Source organism: Flavobacterium sp., assembly GCF_024710485.1.
Taxonomy (GTDB): Bacteria; Bacteroidota; Bacteroidia; order Flavobacteriales; family Flavobacteriaceae; genus Flavobacterium.
The window spans coordinates 45,488-63,065 of record NZ_JANJUQ010000019.1; the positions used below are offsets into that span (position 1 = coordinate 45,488).

Here is a 17,578-nt window from a genome sequence, read left to right on the forward strand (position 1 = left end):
TAAATCATTTAATAAGCTGACTTTTAATTTTAAATGGTTAAGTATGAATCTAAATAACAACAAAGTGCCAACAGAAGCGGATTTTAGCACCCTTTTTCTATACAATCCCATTCCTAATTGGGTATATGACATGGAGAATTACAAAATACTCGATGTCAATCAATCTGCCATAACACTTTACGGATACAGCAAAGAGGAATTTTTAGCCTTAACCATACTCGATTTAAGAGAAAAAAGTGAAATTTCAAAAGTGATTAAAGCACATGAAAAAATTGAAGATCTCGAGGGAAATATCAATTTTGGTCTTTTTAAACACAAGAAAAAAAACGGAGATCTTATCCTGGTGGATATCTTTGGTCATAAAGTCAATTTCAAAGGTCATAATGCTATAATGGTTTCAGCCATCAATGTGACTGAAAGAGAACAACAGCTGATAGAGTTAAAAGCTTCCGAAGCCAAATTAAAAACAGCTGCTTCCATTGCCAATTTAGGGTATTGGCGACTTGAAACAGACGGTAAAACCCTGACATGGTCTGATGAAGTGTATAAAATTTGGGGAATAGACCGTAATACATTTAACCTCACCTACGAGAGTTTTATTGAAACCGTTCATCCTGAAGACAAAAAAGAATTCCAACAAGAGCAAAATCAATCCTTTTTAGGAGAAAAAACACATAATATTATCCATCGAATTATCTTACCTGACGGCCAAATCAAATGGGTTCACGAACGTGGTAGATTGGTGCTTAATAAAAATGGTGAACCGGAAGCTTTTGAAGGAACCGTACAAGATATTACTTCACAAAAAGAAGAAGAACAACGTCTTAAATTATTGGAAAGCGTAGTTACCAATACCAATGATGCCATCATGATAACCGAGGCGGAACCTTTCAATGAGCCCGGTCCGCGCATACTGTATGTTAACGATGCTTTTACAAAAATGACGGGCTATGAGGCGGAAGAAGTGATAGGAAAATCACCACGAATTTTACAAGGTCCAAAATCCGATAAAGAAGAGTTGGCCCGCTTAGGCAAAGCCTTGCGAGAATGGCAACCATGTGAAATAACCACTATTAACTACCGGAAAAACGGAGAGCCTTTTTGGATCAACTTTTCGGTTTCTCCCGTAGCCGATGACAAAGGGAGGTATACCCATTGGGTTGCCGTTGAACGAGAAGTTACAACCGTCAAAGTGGAACAAATTCAAAAAGAACTTCTGGCAAAAATCAGCAATGTATTCAACGAAGGTGTCGATTTAAAAACGTCATTACACCATTTATGTAAACTTATTGTTGATTACGGTAACTTCAGTTTATGTGAAATTTGGTTACCGTCAACACATCAAAATACCATTCGTTTATTTTCTAAATACTTCGGTAGTCCTGAAGCACAAAATTTTTATGACATAGAAGGGAATTTAGTTGAAATGCCCATTAACGAAGGGCTACCGGGTAAAGTATGGCAAGAAAAGAAATCAATGGCCTGGGGAGATATTGAAGCAAACTCTTCTTTTCTGCGAAAAAAAGGAGCTGAAGCCTCCGGAATAAAATCGGTACTGGGCATACCTTTAAAACATCAAAATAATGTTGTGGGGGTTTTAGTAGTTGGCACTATCGAAAACATAACATCCATAAAACAGCATCATCCTATTCTTTCTAAGTTAGAAACCTTTATCGGTTCGGAAATTAACCGAAAACGATTGGAAGGAGAACTTTCCCATCTGTTTGAAGCCCTACCCGACTTAATTTGTTTGACCGATTTTGAAGGTCGATTCATCAAGGTAAATAAAGCGGGCTGTGACCTTTTGGGATACACTGAAGCCGAATTAATTGGCACCCCTTTTTATAATCTTTTACATCCGGCAGACAAGCATATTACAAGCGACCAAATGTTAAACCTTCAAAAGGGAAAAACTGTTTTTAAATTCGAAAATAGGTACATCTCCAAGACCGGCGACATTATTTGGCTCAGCTGGCACAGCAATTCTTTAGTTGATGAAGGTATTGTTTATGCTACCGCCAAAAACATAACCAACGAAAGAAAGCTCAAAGAACTTTTAAATGATGCCACTAACTTAGCCAATATCGGAGGTTGGGAAATAGATTTGATTAACGGAAAGTTGATTTGGTCTGACGAGGTCCATAAAATTCACGATACCAATCCTGATGAGTATATTCCGGAACTGGAATCCGGAATAAATTTTTACAAGGAAGATTACAGAAAAATGGTAAAAAAAATCGTTGAATCTTCTATGGAAACCGGAGAATCCTTTGATTTTGATGCCCCATTAATTAGTGCTGAAGGAAAAGAAAAATGGGTTAGAACCATTGGACAATCAGAAATGCATAACGGTAAATGTGTCCGTCTTTTTGGAAGTTTTCAAGACATCTCCAGCTTGAAAAAAACAGAACACCGATTACAATCCATCACCGATGATCTCCCGGGTGTGGCATTCCAGTATTATCTATATCCTGATGGAAAAGATCAAATCTTTACCGTGTCTAAAGCCTCTCACAAAATTTGGAATTTGTCCCCGCAAGAATGCGAAGAAAATATCAACCTCATTTGGGATCAAGTCAAACGCGGAGGGGATTACGATGATGTAGTGCAAAGTATTCAATATGCTAAAGAGCATCTCAGTCAATGGCATACACAATGGCGAAACATTCTGCCAGACGGCGAAGTGAGATGGCACGAAGGATTTGGAACACCTTATCGACTAGCCGATAATACCATCGTATTCAATTCCATGGTGTTTGACATTACCGAAGAAAGACGAGCAATTAATTTGTATAGAGAAGTCTCCAAGATGGCTCGAATTGGTAGTTGGGAAATAGACCTAATCAAGCAACCCGATGGCGATACAATGTATTGGTCCACCATCTTAAGAGAAATACTTGAGGTAAAAGAAGACTACAATCCCTCATTAACCGGTGGTTATGAGTTTTACAAAGACGAAAATAAAACTATCATTCAAAATGCCGACGAAAAGTTAATGCAAGACGGCACGGAATACGACTTAGAATTACTCGTTGTGACCCAAACCGGTAAAGAAAAATGGGTGCGGTGTATTGGCAAAAGTGAGAGATTTGAGGGTATTTGTACCAAAATCTACGGCAGTATTCAAGACATCCATTCCATGAAAACCAACACGCTATTAATTCAAGAAATCATCAGCAGTATCTCGGATGCCTTTTATGCAGTGGACAAAAATTGGAATTTTACGTTCTTCAACAAAGAAGCCGAAAAACTTTTGGAGAAAAAAAGCGACGACGTGCTCGGGAAAAATATCTGGCAGGAATTCGAAGCGGCCAGAAATACCGAATTGGAAAAAATTTACAAACGTGTTGCCAAATCAGGTGTATCGGAAAGTTTTGAATACTGGTATCCTGCCAATAATTCATGGTATGAAATTAATACGTATCCATCCAACGGAGGGGTTTCCTCTTATTTTAAAAACATAGACGAACGCAAAAAGGCAGCTGAAGATTTAAAAATCGCCTTCGAGGAAAAAATCAATATCATTGAAAGTATCGGTGATGCCTTTTTCACCATGACCAACGATTTCATCGTAACCTATTGGAACAATACCGCTGAAAAACTTTTGGGAATAAAAAGAGAGAACTTGGTAGGCAAAAACTTATGGACTGTTTTTCCGGAAGCGGTTGATTTACCTTCTTATGTAAATTACCACAAAGTACTGGAGACCAAAGAGCCCATAACCTTTGAAGATTTTTACGGCGTATGGCTAGAGGTAAATGCTTACCCATCTAGAGAGGGAATCACCGTCTTTTTCAGAGATATTACCCTGAGAAAAGAGGCTGACTATCGATTACAAAAAGCTTACGAGGAAAAAAACAAAATTTTGGAGAGTATCGGAGACGCCTTTTTTGCTGTTGATAACAATTGGATAGTAACCTATTGGAACAAAGAAGCTGAACACATAACAGGGAGAAGAAAAGAGGAAATGCTTAACAAAAATCTATGGGAAGTATACTCCGACGCCGTTGATACCAATTTTTATCACAATCAACAAAAAGCTGCTATTACGGGTGAAAGTGTAACTTTTGAAGAGTTTTATACTACATTGAATAAATGGTTTGAAGTTACAACCTATCCCAGCGCAGAGGGATTATCGGTGTATTTCAAAGATATAACCTTGAGAAAACAAACCGATATCAAAATTCTGGAAGCCAACGAGCGCTTCGAAAAAATATCGGAAGCTACCAACGACGCAATCTGGGATTGGAACATCTCCGAAAACACTTTGTATTGGGGAGAAGGTTTTAAAAAATTGTTTGGTTATGATATGGATAATTTGGTACCTACTATCGATTTGTGGGAATCACTAGTACACCCTGAGGATTATGAGGCTGTTATTGACTCCATAAACCAATCAGTGACGGATAAAAACATCCAAAAATGGGGTATGGAATACCAGCTGAAAAAAGCCAATGGTGATTACGCATATGTTATCGACAAAGGATTAATTATCAGAGATGGACAAGGCAACGCCATTCGAATGATTGGTGCCTTAACTGATATTACTTATCGCAAACGCTATGAATTAGAACTCTTTGAACTGAATATTTCGTTAAAAAAATATGCTCAGGAACTGGAAATAGCCAACGAAGAATTGGATCAATTTGCTTTTACGGCCTCTCACGACTTACAGGAACCGCTGAGAATGATTTCCAGTTTTATGGATTTACTCAAACGAAAATACGGAGACCAACTCGATGAAAAAGCACATCAGTACATCTATTTTGCTACAGACGGTGCCAAGAGAATGAAAAAAATAATCATTGATTTACTGGAATATTCAAGAGCCGGACGCTATGCGGAAGTTTCAGAGTCCGTCGATTTGAACGAAGTATTTCAAGAATATTTAAGATTAAGACGCAAAGTCATTCAAGAATCCAAAGCCATATTCAAATTTGGAGACTTACCGGTAGTAATGGCCGAAAAAACGCCTTTAATCCAAACCATTCATTCCCTTTTAGACAATGCAATTAAGTATGCCAAACAGGAAACTACACCTGAAATCAACTTCGCAGTACATGAAAACGAAGCCGAATGGATTTTTGAAGTCAAAGATAACGGTATCGGAATTGACGAAAGGTTTTTTGAAAAAATTTTTATTATATTTCAAAGACTCCACAACAGAAACCAATACGACGGTACGGGCATCGGATTGGCCATAGCGAAAAAACACGTTGAAATGTGGGGTGGTAAAATTTGGGTAGAATCTCAATTAGACCAAGGCAGTACATTTTACTTTACCTTAAAAAAATAACTAATATGAAAGCAGTTCACATACTATTGGTAGAAGACAATGAAGGGGATATTATCTTAACCTTGGAGGCTTTTGAAGAAAGCAAGGTAAAAACAAATATCAGTGTAGTCAAAAACGGTCAAGACGCTTTAGATTTCCTATTCAAAAGAGCCGCATTTAATGCCGCGGAAACACCGGACCTGATATTGATGGACATAAACATCCCAATTTTCAGCGGCCATGATGTCTTAAAAATAATTAAGAGCGATGACATTTTGAAAACCATACCTGTGATCATGCTCACCACTTCAAGCAACCAAAAAGATATTGATAAAGCTTATCAAAACTACACTAACAGTTATGTTACAAAACCAATAGAAATGGATGATTTTTTAAAAACCATATTGAAAATTGAGGAGTTTTGGCTTCAGTTATGCAAACTACCCAATAACAATGTTAAATAAATATTACCGGAAGTGTGAAATACATCCGGTTACGCTGAACTTTATCCTGTCATACCCTTATGGAAAACTTAAAAATACATATTCTTGTTGTTGAAGATAATCCCGGAGATTACTTATTAATTGAAGAAAATCTGCACGAAAAATTTGAAAATGCTACCATTGATCATTGTACCGATTATCAGTCGGTTCTGGATAAGTTCAAATCCAATGCCGCTTATTCCATCATACTACTCGATTTTAACTTGCCCGACTTAGAGGGAATTCATTTGGTAGATAACGTACAAAACTTAGCGCAAGATGCGCCCATCATCATATTAACCGGTTACAGTGATATCAAAATGGCCAGAGAAAGTTTGGCCAAAGGGGTTTCTGATTTTCTGATCAAGGACGAAATTAATGCCGAAATTTTATACAAATCAATTGTTTATGCTTTGGAAAGAAAAAAATTCGTGTACGAACAAACCAAATCCAAAGAAATCTACCAACATCTATTCAATTTTACGCCGCAGCCACTCTGGCTGTATGATGCCGAATGTCTGACATTTTTGGATGTAAACGAAGCAGCAGTGCGCAAATACGGCTACAGCCGTGAGGAGTTTTTAAAAATGACCATCAAAGACATCAGACCCCAAATCGAGATTGATACCCTAAACCAACAACTAGCAAAGCCTGTAGCGGAAAAAGAGCAAGCGTTTGCCGGTATCTATACACACCAACTCAAATCTGGAGATACCATAAAGGTAGAAATATACAGTGGTGATATGGAGTACAATGGTCGAAAAGCACGAATTGTATTGTCTAACGACATCACCGACAAACTCAATCACTTGCAAACCATCGAAGGGCAAAACATGAAACTCAAAAAAATTGCTTGGACACAATCGCATATCGTAAGAGCACCCATATCCAGAATATTGGGTATTTTAAACCTCATTGAAATGCTCTCTTATGATTCGAAAGAAATGCCATTCTTGCTCCATCAGCTTCGCGTTTCAACCGATGAAATGGACACCATAGTTCGCGAAATTGTGAACGAAAGTCAGCTAATCAATTTTAAGGAATGACAAAATGACTACCAAAGTATTAATCATAGATGACGATACTATTTATCAAGTAATAACCAGTAAAACCTTAAAAAAACTGGATAACAAACTTGAGGTTTTTCCTTGTTTGAATGGCAAAATCGGTCTTGAAACTTTGTTGCAAAAATATACTGAGCAGGAACGTTTTGTGCTTCTCTTAGATTTGAATATGCCCGTCCTTGACGGCTGGGAATTCATTCATGAGTTTGAAAAACTTAACTTCCACCACAATAGCAACATCGACATTTACATCATTTCCTCATCTACAGATCAAATTGATATCACTAAAGCTCAAAACATACTGTTTATCAAAGAATTTTTATCTAAACCGGTAGCCGTTAGTAAATTTGACAAAATCTTAAACGGAAATTCATAACACTATGCACAAAAAGAAATGGCGACCTCTTACAATAGCTGTTTCTTATACACTAATTTCCCCGATAAGTGGCATAGCCGTAAGCAGACAATGTTATGGGAACATGGTAGTGACTATCATCTGAAATTTCAAAAACAACTTCGATAAAGGGATAAAAACTTTGAGTCTTATTCTTTTCGAAATAGGCTTTGGTAAAATACCTCAGTTTGTAAACACCTAAGTTCGATGTTGAGTGTTTCAAAAAATCCGTTATTCTCCCATTTTGGTCGGTTACTTTCTGATCTACTTGGTGCCATAACTTTGTTTTTTCATCCATTTTCTCCAAAGTAATGGTAACACCGCTAGCCGGCATCCCTTTACTCACATCAAGAATGTGACTGGACAATTGATATTCGCCTTTTTGAGCAACTACATTTTTTGACATTAAGGCCAAAAGAAGAAATAATAGCATCTTTTTCATAACAACATATTTATTTTAATTATTTAATACTGAAAGGGTTTGTTTGGCTAATAAATCATCCTGTTCCGGACCGCCGCCACCGGCTATACCAATACTCCCCACTAAATTATTATTGATTACAATGGGTACTCCTCCTCCCAATAAAAGCAGTTCTGATACAGTACTCAAATAAGATGTATCCGGATTAGTAGCCACATTGCGAGACAATTGCAGCGTAGCAGTTTTAGTGGATAAAGCTGTAAAAGCTTTTCTTTGAGCCGCTTTTACATTGTGCGGCCCTACTCCATCACCGGATGTTAGTAGTATAACATTCCCTGCCGAATCCAGAACAGCCACAGCTATTTTTTTATCGGATTCCTCGGCTAACGTATTAGCTCTCAATAATAAGGCCAGCGCACCTTTCTGATTCAAACTACTACTGGGAGTTAAGTAACTGGGAGTTGCCGATTTGGATTGACTCCCCTGATGCCCGATTTGTGCCATCAATAAAGTAGTACCGCTTAAAAATAAGAAGAGTATCTTTTTCATCTGTTTTTTGAAGCAAAGATATTGCCTCGAGAGAAAACAAGCGTTGATCTATATCAACGTTTTCACAGTTTTGCCTTTATCCTACTCAGGGTGGAAGGTGACATACCCAGGTATGAAGCGGCAATTTTATTGGAAACTCTAAGTAATAATTTAGGCTGGTTTTTAATTACCCAGCGCACTTTGCTTAGCGCGTCATACCCTTGAAAGCCGTATATACGCTCCTGAGCGACTATAAATCCTAATTCTAAGATTTCAGTGTATATGCGACTAAATGCAGGTTCTGTTTGAACCAAATGGTAGAAATCTTCCCTTTTTATGCAAAGCAGTTCGGAGGGCTCAAGGGTTTGCAAGTATTCCTTTGCCGGTTGCTGATCTATAAAACTCGGCAAGGCAGTAACAAAAGTGTTTTCAAAGGCAAAATAACGAGACAACTCCTGCCCATCCGGAGTAATGGTAAATAACCTAACCGCGCCTTTGTTTACAAAATAGTAATAGGCAGCCACATCATCATATTGAATCAGGATTTGATTGCGTTTGGTTTGGATTTTAGTAAAGCGAGACACTATAGCTTCTAATCTTACAGAATCTATTGGTGCTTTGCTTAAAATAAATTGCCATAAGACTTTATACATCAGTTATGAATTACTTGAAAAACAAAAGTAAAAAACCATATTCACTTTTTGGGCATAAAAAGAACATCACTAGAATTTTAAAATTTTGTTATTGACATAGTATCTTAATAATACTCAATCTCATAAACCACTTCTCTCTGTTTCGATTTTCCTGAATAGGTTGTAATGGTCTTGATCAAATGGTCATACTCATTATAAATGTATTCCGTTTGCAAATTCCCTTTCTCATCTGTTGTTTCTGTTTTTGCCAACGAATCATTTTCCGAATGAAAATAGTAGGTAAAACTAAAATTACCCTGTTGCCTACTCAAGCCCTCTTGGATCTCAGAATATTTTAAGAGATTGTTTTCATATTTTTTAGTGCGTTTGGTTTGAGAGGTTACCATACCATCGGAATTGTTCTTTTTAATTTCAATGAAAGTAATTAAATTTTTGTCTTTATCGTAGGCATAACTCCTTTCAATGGTTTCATTATTGTCTTTTAAAACCTTTTTTATCAACAGTCTGTTTTTATACTCTAGCTCAACCCATTTATATGATTTTTTCTCTTTCAACACATTGTTTTCAAAGATGCTTTTAGTAGATTCTGAAAAAACAATTTGGTTATCCTTGTTGTACTTATAAATCCTCTCAATAACTACTTTTGTCTTTGTATCTGCTTGACTAATTTGTTCATTTCGAACTAAATTCTCACCGGAATAGTAAAAATGGTTGACGTAAGCTCCGGTAACATCTGTAGTAGAAACCAATCTGTTTTTTTTGTCATAATACTGATTTCCGGTTACCCTTAAGGTGCTGTCTTTTTCTAATTTATAGGAGATTCCTTTTAAGATGTTTCCCTTACTGTCAAGAGTCAATTTGGTAGATGTTATTTCATCGGGTAGCTTGGTATTTCCGCTCTGAGTATGCTTATACGTTTTTTTTCTGGTAAACTCAACTATCTTATCTCCTTTGTATTTAGTAATCGTACTTATGGTAAAATCATTCCAATAAACAGTTCTCTCAATGTGTCTCCCTATCGAATCAAATTTATCAACGGTCGGATTGCCATCACCGCGTTTGGTGATTTGTTTGAAAGGCTTTTTCGAAAAAAACCATCTATCTCCCGGATTTTCAGTATTTTGAAAGGAATTTTCTAAATCAAAATTAGGCGTAGGGTCATTAATTTGTCCCGAACAGAAAGTTGAGATTAATAAAACGGCCTGATACAATAGTTTTTTCATTCGGTTACTTTATTTTTTCAACCAGTTTCATGAATTGGTGATAGTATTGCATTACTCCGGAAAAACTCCAATTTTGAACCGTTGGCTTCATCACCGCACCGCTCATGTTTTTCCAATCAAAAACATAATAAGAAAAGTGCTCTCCCGTTGGAGGTTCAATTTTAATGATGTTGGGCTGATTATCTTTGAAATAAAAAGTTTCTTTGAAGTATTTGTTTTCGCGATTGTAGATGTTGTAAATGATTTTTTGAATTTGGTCCTTTTTCTTGTAAACGATAAGGGTGTTTTTAGACAATGGATTTCTCCAGTAATCGTAATCATCTTTGATGGTTGTGGGCTTCAGTAATTTGTCTTGGTCAATTTTGAGAACCAAGCTGTCTGCATTTTCAAAAAAATCATCGTCTAACAAGGCGACTCTAATCCCATACCGTATTTCACCTTCGTATAAAACGTAGCGGAATTTATTTTCAATTTTCAGTAAAATCAAATTAGTCCTTTGAAAACTCCTGTCATACAAAACTTCATAATCCTCGATTTGGTTCTGAGCCATACAAAACGCTGCAATCTCACTGGCTTCTGTAAACTGTTTTGTAGTAGACCATTTAAGAAATGATTGCAGGTTAAAGCAAGTCGAAAATTCATTGTACTTTGCGGTCAGCATGTCGATGTACTGAAGATTTTTTTGGTCTTGTTGTGGGTCGCCGTTGCTTCTTTGAAGTACTATTTTGCTTTCTTCCTGATAAATCCGATACAATCCTAAATCTATATTCGGTGTTGAATTCCCGGAGCAATTGCCACTTTGAGTCACTTTCTCCAAGTAGAAACAAATGTAATTTTTGTCAATCATTTTATATTTCCCCGTAGAACTGGTAAAACAATCATTTCCACAGGGAGCGGAATAAGCACTTCTAAAGGTTCCGTCTGGGTTTATGGAGATGTTATTGCCATAATTAAAACGATTTTCACCGATGTTTTGAGGATAAAGAATGTACTCGTCTATCTTATCATTTACGATTAGTTGGTTTATTTTCCAACTGCCTTGGAAATCGGTAATCTCATGGTTGTTTGTGGCCGAGTTAAATCCGGGATAATGAACCTGTTTTTGCCCAAAACAGCTATACGAGAGTAATAGAAATAGTAGCAATATTTTTTTCATAACAATTTCTTTATACAATTAAGAGTCATTTTTTTTGGGAAAAGGTTGGAATTCTTACTGATTTTACCTCACTTAACTGATTTAAAACAATCATAAAAGCGCAATAACGCTCGCTTAGTATCATTTGTTTTCTTCAATTACATGATTAGTATCTTGTCTATTCATTGCTGATTTTTCAAGCATCAAATTCAACTTGCCAAAATCGACCTCAACTTTCTTATCGGCTTTTGCTATTTCTTGTAAAATCATAAAAGGATTAAATTGTTTTTGTGTAGAATTATAAATATTTACTCTCACAACTAAACCGGCTGAAATCGCTTTTCCATTTTCATTACCAACCAGACTATTGATGTAATCCGTGTTGTTGATTCTCCCTTTTTTAGTGATATAAACCTCAAACTTTCGTCCATTCGAATCAATATGATATTTTGAACATTTGAAGCCCTCAATTACCGCCATTTTATCTGCTTTGGTAATTTCAATTTTCGTTCTTGATTTGCCTTTATCATCACGAAACTCGAGATTCTGATATTCAATTACCGCCTTGTTTGACTCGATATTGGCTATTTTACCCTTGTAGTAAAGAAAATTCCTTTTCATTTGGATGTTATCAACAAATATAATTTCGGGATACTTTGTTGAAATACTCCACAACGTTGTTTTTTTATCTACCAAATACTTGGCTTCATAATCAAAAACTACAGAAGCATACTTGCTGAAGGTCAAAAAAATAATACTTAGTAACAGCGGTTTAATGCCAGTCATATTTTAGGTGTTGGTGCTCACGCCTCTTCGAAAACCTATGATAACGAATGCAGCGAATTGAGTATTTAGGCTAAGATAATAGTTTTTCGTCAAATGGATTGAGGTAAGAATATCAGACTGTAACAGTTCAGAACTTACAACAGTTATCTTTTTATAACTATTTTCTGGTTTAAGTTTCCGGTTGCTGTTTGAATTCTTACAAAATAAATCCCTTCATTTAATGCCTCTAAATTCAAGGTATTTGTGGCTACTTCTTTGATGTGATTAACTAACCTACCGGTTTGGTCAAAAATATCTATTTGATCTATTGGTAAAGGACTTCCGTTGTATTCAAGTATTCCTTTGGTTGGATTTGGATACAAAAAGTAATCCCCTTTGTTATTTTCAAAATTTTGGTTTGTCAAATAGGATACGGTAGTGGTTTTGTTATCTGTTGTTGCAAAATAATCACACGCTGTTTGCGACGTGGAGAGCATTATGGTAACATTCACAGTATACTCGCCTGCTGTTGTTAGTGGAATTAGAAAATTGTTGTCAAAATTCAGAATTGGCAACGTATTGTCGAACCAATAACAAACAGTCAAATCGATTACATTTCCTGTCACAGTATAAGTGTTACTTAAATAACCCGAACCTGTTCCTGATATAGCTTTAACATTTACATTAACGCCTCCAACCACAGCAGTAGCGTTTAATTGCGTAATCAAAATGTTCTGGCTGTATGAAAATAAAATCGAACCAAAAGTGACTATAATGATTAATAGTTTTTTCATGATATTTTAAAATTAACAAATGTCACTTTCCGTTTTGTTTTTTTGAAGATAACAGGCGTATAGCATCTTACTGCTCTTTCGGACTCTTTTTGCCGCTGATAATTTTTGAGATGAGTCCTTGTTGAGACGTGAATTCAGCATAAAAGACACCGGCTAAGTGAATAAGAATAAATGGAATGAGGTAATAAAGCGACAACTCATGTATTTCCTCCATGAAATCCTTCATGTCTTTCGGACCAAATTTAATGATCAAACCGGTAATTAAAGATATGGCAAAACAAAAATAAAAAACCAAATAAACCCAATATTGAAACTTAACCTTGGTTGACAATTGGTTGTTGAAAGGATTAGAAAACTTCATCGATCCAAAAAATGGAAGCATCAGCCTTAAGAAAAACAATCCGGTTAAAACATAACCAAGATAGATATGCCAATCCCACATGGGCTTTCTGATTTGTTTGGCTAGAACAATAAGCTCATCTCGTGATAAGGTTTGGTCTTTTGTGGCCAAGTAGTTTTGAATGATGTCAGCTACATTGTCCTTATTCATCCAAGTCAATCTTAAAAAGATGGTAACGAGCAATAGCAACATGTTGATGGCAATCGCCCAATGCATGATTCGGTAAATTCCGGAGTAGCTTTTATGTTCCATAATTCAGTCTATTATATTTTTACTATCAATGACAATACAAAGTTTAACGTTTCGCTGCTTACCGAATATCGGATACCGGCGAACTGCTTACATAACGCTAAGGTAAAGTTTTTACGCGAAAAATAGAGTTGAATTTAAGAAAATCAAGCTGTAGCCGATAACCAATCTTAGTATTTGTCATTTTATTGATATCGGTTCCCGGCAAACCAGACATAGCCTTCAATTTGCTTATATTCTGTTGGTACCGAATTTAAAATTTTAGCATATTTTCTTTATACATAGTAAAACTTTCTTTCAGAATTTTAATGGCAGTTTCCCTATCTAAAAAATCTTCAACAACAACTGTTTTTTTCTCCAGTTTTTTATAATCTTCAAAAAAACTTCTCATCTCCGAAATAAAATGAGAGGGAAGTTCTGAAATGTCATTGATGTGACTCACACTCGGGTCACCTGCAGCCACAGCAATTATTTTGTCGTCTGCTTCTCCGTTGTCAAGCATTCGCATTACCCCTATTACTTTAGCGGGAACAATACACATCGGAACTACGTCAATTTGCGATAAAATAAGAATGTCCAGCGGATCTTTGTCATCACAATAAGTCTGCGGAATAAATCCATAGTTAGCCGGATAGTAAACAGAAGAGTAAAGTACTCTGTCAAGAAGTAAAAGGCCGCTCTCTTTGTCAAGTTCATATTTTGCTCTTGTTCCTTTCGGGATTTCAATTATGCCATTAACAATTTCAGGTAAATTGTCTCCTGGTGAAACGTCATGCCATGGATTAAATTTATTTTTCATACTATTTTGTATTGAATCTTTTTTCAGATAAGGTTGTTCTAACGTTTTTACAGCTATCAAGCTATAGCCAAGCTGTCCAACAGCTAACAGTCGACAAAGGTAAAGTTTTTAAGTGAAAAATAGTCTTGAAACCCCGAAATTCCGACTAAAGCGGTTACGGCTGTTTATCAGCAGTTTTTATTTATATCCTATGGGATTACTTGAACTTGAAGATTGTTCCCTCTTAGTAATTTCTTCTAAAAAATTCGCTAGCCTATTTTTTATATATTCTTCTAATTTTCTCAGGTGAAGTCTCTTCAATATGAAAAATTTCCATTTCCGATACCCCACTCTTCAATGTAGTAAATTCGATAAAAACAATTATATTACCATTATAAGATTGCGAGAAAAACAATCGGGCACCATACTTTAAATAATCTTCAGAAGCATTATTGGATTTATATTTTAATTCTTACTATTTCACTAACAATCAAATAAACCTTTTTCAACAATTAAACTACAGCCGGAACATGATTCCAATTAAACCGGTTCAAAAATTATGACTACATTTGAATCAACCGGCATAACACCGATAATTTGAAAACGCCTTTCCATTATAGTCTTTCCTTACCTATGAAAAACGGATTAACCAGTGCCAAAGCGGCGGAGCAATTAAAAACTTTCGGTTACAACGAATTACCCTCTGCAAAACCCAAAAGCGTTTGGCAAATTGCTTTGGAAGTCATCAAAGAACCTATGTTCATCTTACTCTTGGGTTGTGGTTTAGTCTATTTGGTTTTGGGCGATTATACCGAAGGAATCATTTTATTGTGTTGGGTATTCGTCATCATCTTCATTACGTTCTATCAGCACAGAAAAACGGAGAAATCTTTGGAAGCTTTAAGACAACTTTCCGCTCCGAGAGCATTGGTTATTCGTGACGGCATAGAAACCCGAATCTCAGGAAGAGAAGTCGTGCCCGAGGATGTAATTATTTTAAACGAAGGCGACCGGGTACCGGCAGATGTAGCTATTTTTGAAAGCAATCATCTTACCATCGATGAATCATTACTTACCGGTGAGTCAGTTCCGGTGCTGAAAAATGAAAATACCGAAAACAAAGCCTACAGCGGCACCTTAGTAGTGCAAGGAAAAGGATTAGCCAAAGTGTTGCATACCGGAATAAAAACGCAATTTGGCAAAATCGGTACATCCCTACAAGCCATCGAAGAGGACAGCACTCGCCTGCAACGCGAAATGAAAAAACTCATTCGCAATCTGTTCATCGGAGGCGCCATCATCAGTTCCGGAGTTGTAGCGGCTTTCTATTTCACCAGAGGTGATATTTTAAAAGCATTATTAAACGGATTAGCCACAGCAATGGCACTTTTGCCCGAAGAATTTCCGGTAGTACTCACCATTTTCTTAGCCTTAGGCGCTTGGCGTTTGTCTAAAAACAAAGTGTTGACCCGCAAGACTTCTGCCATTGAAACACTAGGCTCTGCCACCGTGTTGTGTAGCGACAAAACCGGAACCATCACGCAAAATAAAATGGAAGTGACAGCCCTATTTGTGAACAATACGACTTATTTCCGAAGCGAATTCGACACCAACAATAAGGATACCAACGAATTGCTAAAAGCCTTGCACTTTGCCTCGGCTAATAATTCCATTGACCCGATGGAAAAGGCAATTGCTACCGAATACGAAAAAGGAAACGCAACCCAAACCCATTTAAAACCGGTTAAGGAATATCCGTTGAGCAAAGAGTTATTCGCCATGACCCGTGTATTCCAATCAGGAGTTGACAATTCCCTAACCGCATATTGCAAAGGCGCACCTGAAGCCATTTATCAGTTGTGTAAATTGTCTGAAGCCGAAATCAAAACTCACACTAAAACAGTATTGGAATTGGCCGAAAAAGGGTTTAGAGTCTTGGCTGCAGCTACTAGTAACCCTAACCATTCACTTCCGGAACAACAAAGCGGTTTCAACTTTACTTTCGCCGGTTTTGTGGCTTTTGAAGATCCTATCAGACCCGAAGTTCCTCAAGCTTTAAAAGAATGTTACGAGGCCGGAATCAACGTAATTATGATTACCGGAGATTATCCCGCGACGGCTAAAAGTATTGCGAATCAAATCGGGTTAAAGCATGACGAAAATGTCCTAACCGGAACCGATTTGCAAAACATGAGTGAGGACGAATTGAAACAAAAAATCAAGCACACCAACATTTTTGCCCGCATAGTTCCGGAACAAAAATTACAAATCGTCAAAGCACTCAAAGCCAATGGTGAAATTGTAGCCATGACCGGTGACGGAGTCAACGACGCTCCGGCCTTGAAAGCTGCTGACATTGGGGTAGCCATGGGCTTAAAGGGAACCGATGTAGCGCGCGAAGCCTCAGCTTTGGTTTTGTTAGATGATAATTTTACGTCCATCATTCATGCCATCCGTTCGGGCCGAAGAATATTCGACAATTTGCAAAAAGCGATGTCCTACATCATTGCCATCCACATTCCTATTATCGGCTTGGTTTTAATGCCGGCCTTTTTCTCGTGGTTGCCGATATTACTTATGCCGCTTCATATTGTTTTTCTGGAATTGATTATCGATCCGGTTTGTGCCGTGGCTTTTGAATCAGAACAAGAGGAAAAGAAAATCATGAACCGACCGCCACGAAAGTCAGATGAACTCTTCTTTGGTTGGTCGAAAATATTGTTCAGCTTGTTTAAAGGAGTATTGTTATTGGTCATGGTGATAGACGTTTACGCCATTTCCATTCAGGAAGGCCACACCGATGGCGAAATTAGAGCGATTGCTTTTTCTTCTTTAATCATTGGCAATGTGTTTTTAATCCTCTCCTCGCTATCAGATACCCGAAATTTTGTTTCAGTGTTATTGGAAAAAAACATAGCGGTAATCGTCATTTCAACAATCGCTTTTGTCATATTACTGTTAACCATCACCATTCCGTTTTTTAAAGACATTTTTGCCTTTGAGTTTCCGGGGTTCGCACACTTTATTCCTTCAGTAGTAGGAGCCGTAATTATGTTGCTGTTATTGGAATTGGCAAAATACTTTAGGCAAGTTGTAAAAAATAAATAGGAATTTAATTGGTAAAGCATTTGAGAGATTTTTTAGTAATCCTCAAAGTAATAGGATAAAAAACACCCATAAAAGACAACATAAGTTGTGATAGGCTCTAATTCTTTGTTATTTTCTTAAAATAAAACCCTGTCAGATAAAACAATAATCCCAACATCATCATTGCTTTGGATAAACTGTTGAATTTTGACAGGAATTCATTTTCTATTGCGTTTGTAACAAGAAATAAGACCGTGCTTGTAACTCCAATTATTACGCCACTAGTTTGTAGTATACTTGAAAATTTCATTTCTTTTTATTTAATTTCAC

Annotated in this window: 14 protein-coding genes; 5 read left to right on the top strand and 9 right to left on the bottom strand. The window is 36.8% G+C overall.

The annotated features are described in order from the left end of the window. Positions 1 to 43 precede the first annotated feature (43 nt). Genes Q0M21_RS04425 through Q0M21_RS04440 form a run of 4 tightly spaced genes read left to right on the top strand, consistent with a single transcriptional unit; the run spans position 44 to position 7,197 of the window. Positions 44 to 5,296: a PAS domain S-box protein gene (locus tag Q0M21_RS04425; protein WP_295335074.1), complete on the top strand. Its 5,253-nt coding sequence runs from the start codon at positions 44 to 46 to the stop codon at positions 5,294 to 5,296. Positions 5,297 to 5,301: 5 nt separating this feature from the next. Then, positions 5,302 to 5,739 carry a response regulator gene (locus Q0M21_RS04430; RefSeq protein WP_295335076.1) on the top strand — a complete coding sequence of 146 codons (438 nt, stop codon included), beginning with the start codon at positions 5,302 to 5,304 and terminating at the stop codon, positions 5,737 to 5,739. A gap of 59 nt (positions 5,740 to 5,798) precedes the next feature. Continuing rightward, positions 5,799 to 6,803, top strand: coding sequence for a response regulator (locus Q0M21_RS04435; RefSeq protein WP_295335078.1), 1,005 nt, complete (start codon positions 5,799 to 5,801; stop codon positions 6,801 to 6,803). 4 nt (positions 6,804 to 6,807) lie between these two features. Next, a complete protein-coding gene (locus Q0M21_RS04440) occupies positions 6,808 to 7,197 on the top strand; it encodes a response regulator (RefSeq protein WP_295335080.1) in 390 nt (129 codons plus the stop codon). 52 nt (positions 7,198 to 7,249) lie between these two features. Here the strand turns inward: Q0M21_RS04440 and uraH are convergent, their stop codons facing one another. The 9 genes from uraH to Q0M21_RS04485 form a co-directional block, all read right to left on the bottom strand. Next, on the bottom strand, positions 7,250 to 7,657 hold the full coding sequence (uraH, locus tag Q0M21_RS04445; RefSeq protein ID WP_295335082.1) for a hydroxyisourate hydrolase: 408 nt from the start codon (positions 7,655 to 7,657) through the stop codon (positions 7,250 to 7,252). Between the two features lie 15 nt (positions 7,658 to 7,672). Further along, positions 7,673 to 8,185 carry a heme-binding protein gene (locus Q0M21_RS04450; RefSeq protein ID WP_295335084.1) on the bottom strand — a complete coding sequence of 171 codons (513 nt, stop codon included), beginning with the start codon at positions 8,183 to 8,185 and terminating at the stop codon, positions 7,673 to 7,675. Between the two features lie 62 nt (positions 8,186 to 8,247). After that, complete coding sequence (locus Q0M21_RS04455) at positions 8,248 to 8,817, bottom strand: Crp/Fnr family transcriptional regulator (RefSeq protein ID WP_295335086.1); 570 nt, start codon at positions 8,815 to 8,817, stop codon at positions 8,248 to 8,250. 104 nt (positions 8,818 to 8,921) lie between these two features. Then, positions 8,922 to 10,040 carry a hypothetical protein gene (locus tag Q0M21_RS04460; RefSeq protein ID WP_295335088.1) on the bottom strand — a complete coding sequence of 373 codons (1,119 nt, stop codon included), beginning with the start codon at positions 10,038 to 10,040 and terminating at the stop codon, positions 8,922 to 8,924. Positions 10,041 to 10,044: 4 nt separating this feature from the next. Beyond that, positions 10,045 to 11,196, bottom strand: coding sequence for a hypothetical protein (locus Q0M21_RS04465; RefSeq protein WP_295335090.1), 1,152 nt, complete (start codon positions 11,194 to 11,196; stop codon positions 10,045 to 10,047). Between the two features lie 120 nt (positions 11,197 to 11,316). Next, the gene (locus Q0M21_RS04470) at positions 11,317 to 11,961 is read right to left on the bottom strand and encodes a hypothetical protein (protein ID WP_295335092.1); all 645 of its coding nucleotides are present in this window, start codon (positions 11,959 to 11,961) and stop codon (positions 11,317 to 11,319) included. A gap of 143 nt (positions 11,962 to 12,104) precedes the next feature. After that, positions 12,105 to 12,734, bottom strand: coding sequence for a T9SS type A sorting domain-containing protein (locus tag Q0M21_RS04475; RefSeq protein WP_295335094.1), 630 nt, complete (start codon positions 12,732 to 12,734; stop codon positions 12,105 to 12,107). A gap of 67 nt (positions 12,735 to 12,801) precedes the next feature. After that, positions 12,802 to 13,386 carry a cytochrome b/b6 domain-containing protein gene (locus Q0M21_RS04480; protein ID WP_295335096.1) on the bottom strand — a complete coding sequence of 195 codons (585 nt, stop codon included), beginning with the start codon at positions 13,384 to 13,386 and terminating at the stop codon, positions 12,802 to 12,804. 250 nt (positions 13,387 to 13,636) lie between these two features. After that, the gene (locus tag Q0M21_RS04485) at positions 13,637 to 14,182 is read right to left on the bottom strand and encodes an inorganic diphosphatase (RefSeq protein WP_295335099.1); all 546 of its coding nucleotides are present in this window, start codon (positions 14,180 to 14,182) and stop codon (positions 13,637 to 13,639) included. Between the two features lie 612 nt (positions 14,183 to 14,794). Between Q0M21_RS04485 and Q0M21_RS04490 the strand changes: the two genes are divergently transcribed. Then, positions 14,795 to 17,269 (top strand): cation-translocating P-type ATPase, encoded by a 2,475-nt coding sequence (locus Q0M21_RS04490; RefSeq protein ID WP_295335101.1) that lies wholly within the window; start codon positions 14,795 to 14,797, stop codon positions 17,267 to 17,269. Positions 17,270 to 17,578 lie beyond the last annotated feature (309 nt).

What these genes read in the sequence shown, in the direction of transcription:
- Q0M21_RS04425 (WP_295335074.1), top strand. Translation starts at nt 44, where the DNA reads ATGAATCTAAATAACAACAAAGTGCCAACAGAAGCGGATTTTAGCACC.
- Q0M21_RS04430 (WP_295335076.1), top strand. Translation starts at nt 5,302, where the DNA reads ATGAAAGCAGTTCACATACTATTGGTAGAAGACAATGAAGGGGATATT.
- Q0M21_RS04435 (WP_295335078.1), top strand. Translation starts at nt 5,799, where the DNA reads ATGGAAAACTTAAAAATACATATTCTTGTTGTTGAAGATAATCCCGGA.
- Q0M21_RS04440 (WP_295335080.1), top strand. Translation starts at nt 6,808, where the DNA reads ATGACTACCAAAGTATTAATCATAGATGACGATACTATTTATCAAGTA.
- uraH (WP_295335082.1), bottom strand. Translation starts at nt 7,657, where the DNA reads ATGAAAAAGATGCTATTATTTCTTCTTTTGGCCTTAATGTCAAAAAAT.
- Q0M21_RS04450 (WP_295335084.1), bottom strand. Translation starts at nt 8,185, where the DNA reads ATGAAAAAGATACTCTTCTTATTTTTAAGCGGTACTACTTTATTGATG.
- Q0M21_RS04455 (WP_295335086.1), bottom strand. Translation starts at nt 8,817, where the DNA reads ATGTATAAAGTCTTATGGCAATTTATTTTAAGCAAAGCACCAATAGAT.
- Q0M21_RS04460 (WP_295335088.1), bottom strand. Translation starts at nt 10,040, where the DNA reads ATGAAAAAACTATTGTATCAGGCCGTTTTATTAATCTCAACTTTCTGT.
- Q0M21_RS04465 (WP_295335090.1), bottom strand. Translation starts at nt 11,196, where the DNA reads ATGAAAAAAATATTGCTACTATTTCTATTACTCTCGTATAGCTGTTTT.
- Q0M21_RS04470 (WP_295335092.1), bottom strand. Translation starts at nt 11,961, where the DNA reads ATGACTGGCATTAAACCGCTGTTACTAAGTATTATTTTTTTGACCTTC.
- Q0M21_RS04475 (WP_295335094.1), bottom strand. Translation starts at nt 12,734, where the DNA reads ATGAAAAAACTATTAATCATTATAGTCACTTTTGGTTCGATTTTATTT.
- Q0M21_RS04480 (WP_295335096.1), bottom strand. Translation starts at nt 13,386, where the DNA reads ATGGAACATAAAAGCTACTCCGGAATTTACCGAATCATGCATTGGGCG.
- Q0M21_RS04485 (WP_295335099.1), bottom strand. Translation starts at nt 14,182, where the DNA reads ATGAAAAATAAATTTAATCCATGGCATGACGTTTCACCAGGAGACAAT.
- Q0M21_RS04490 (WP_295335101.1), top strand. Translation starts at nt 14,795, where the DNA reads ATGAAAAACGGATTAACCAGTGCCAAAGCGGCGGAGCAATTAAAAACT.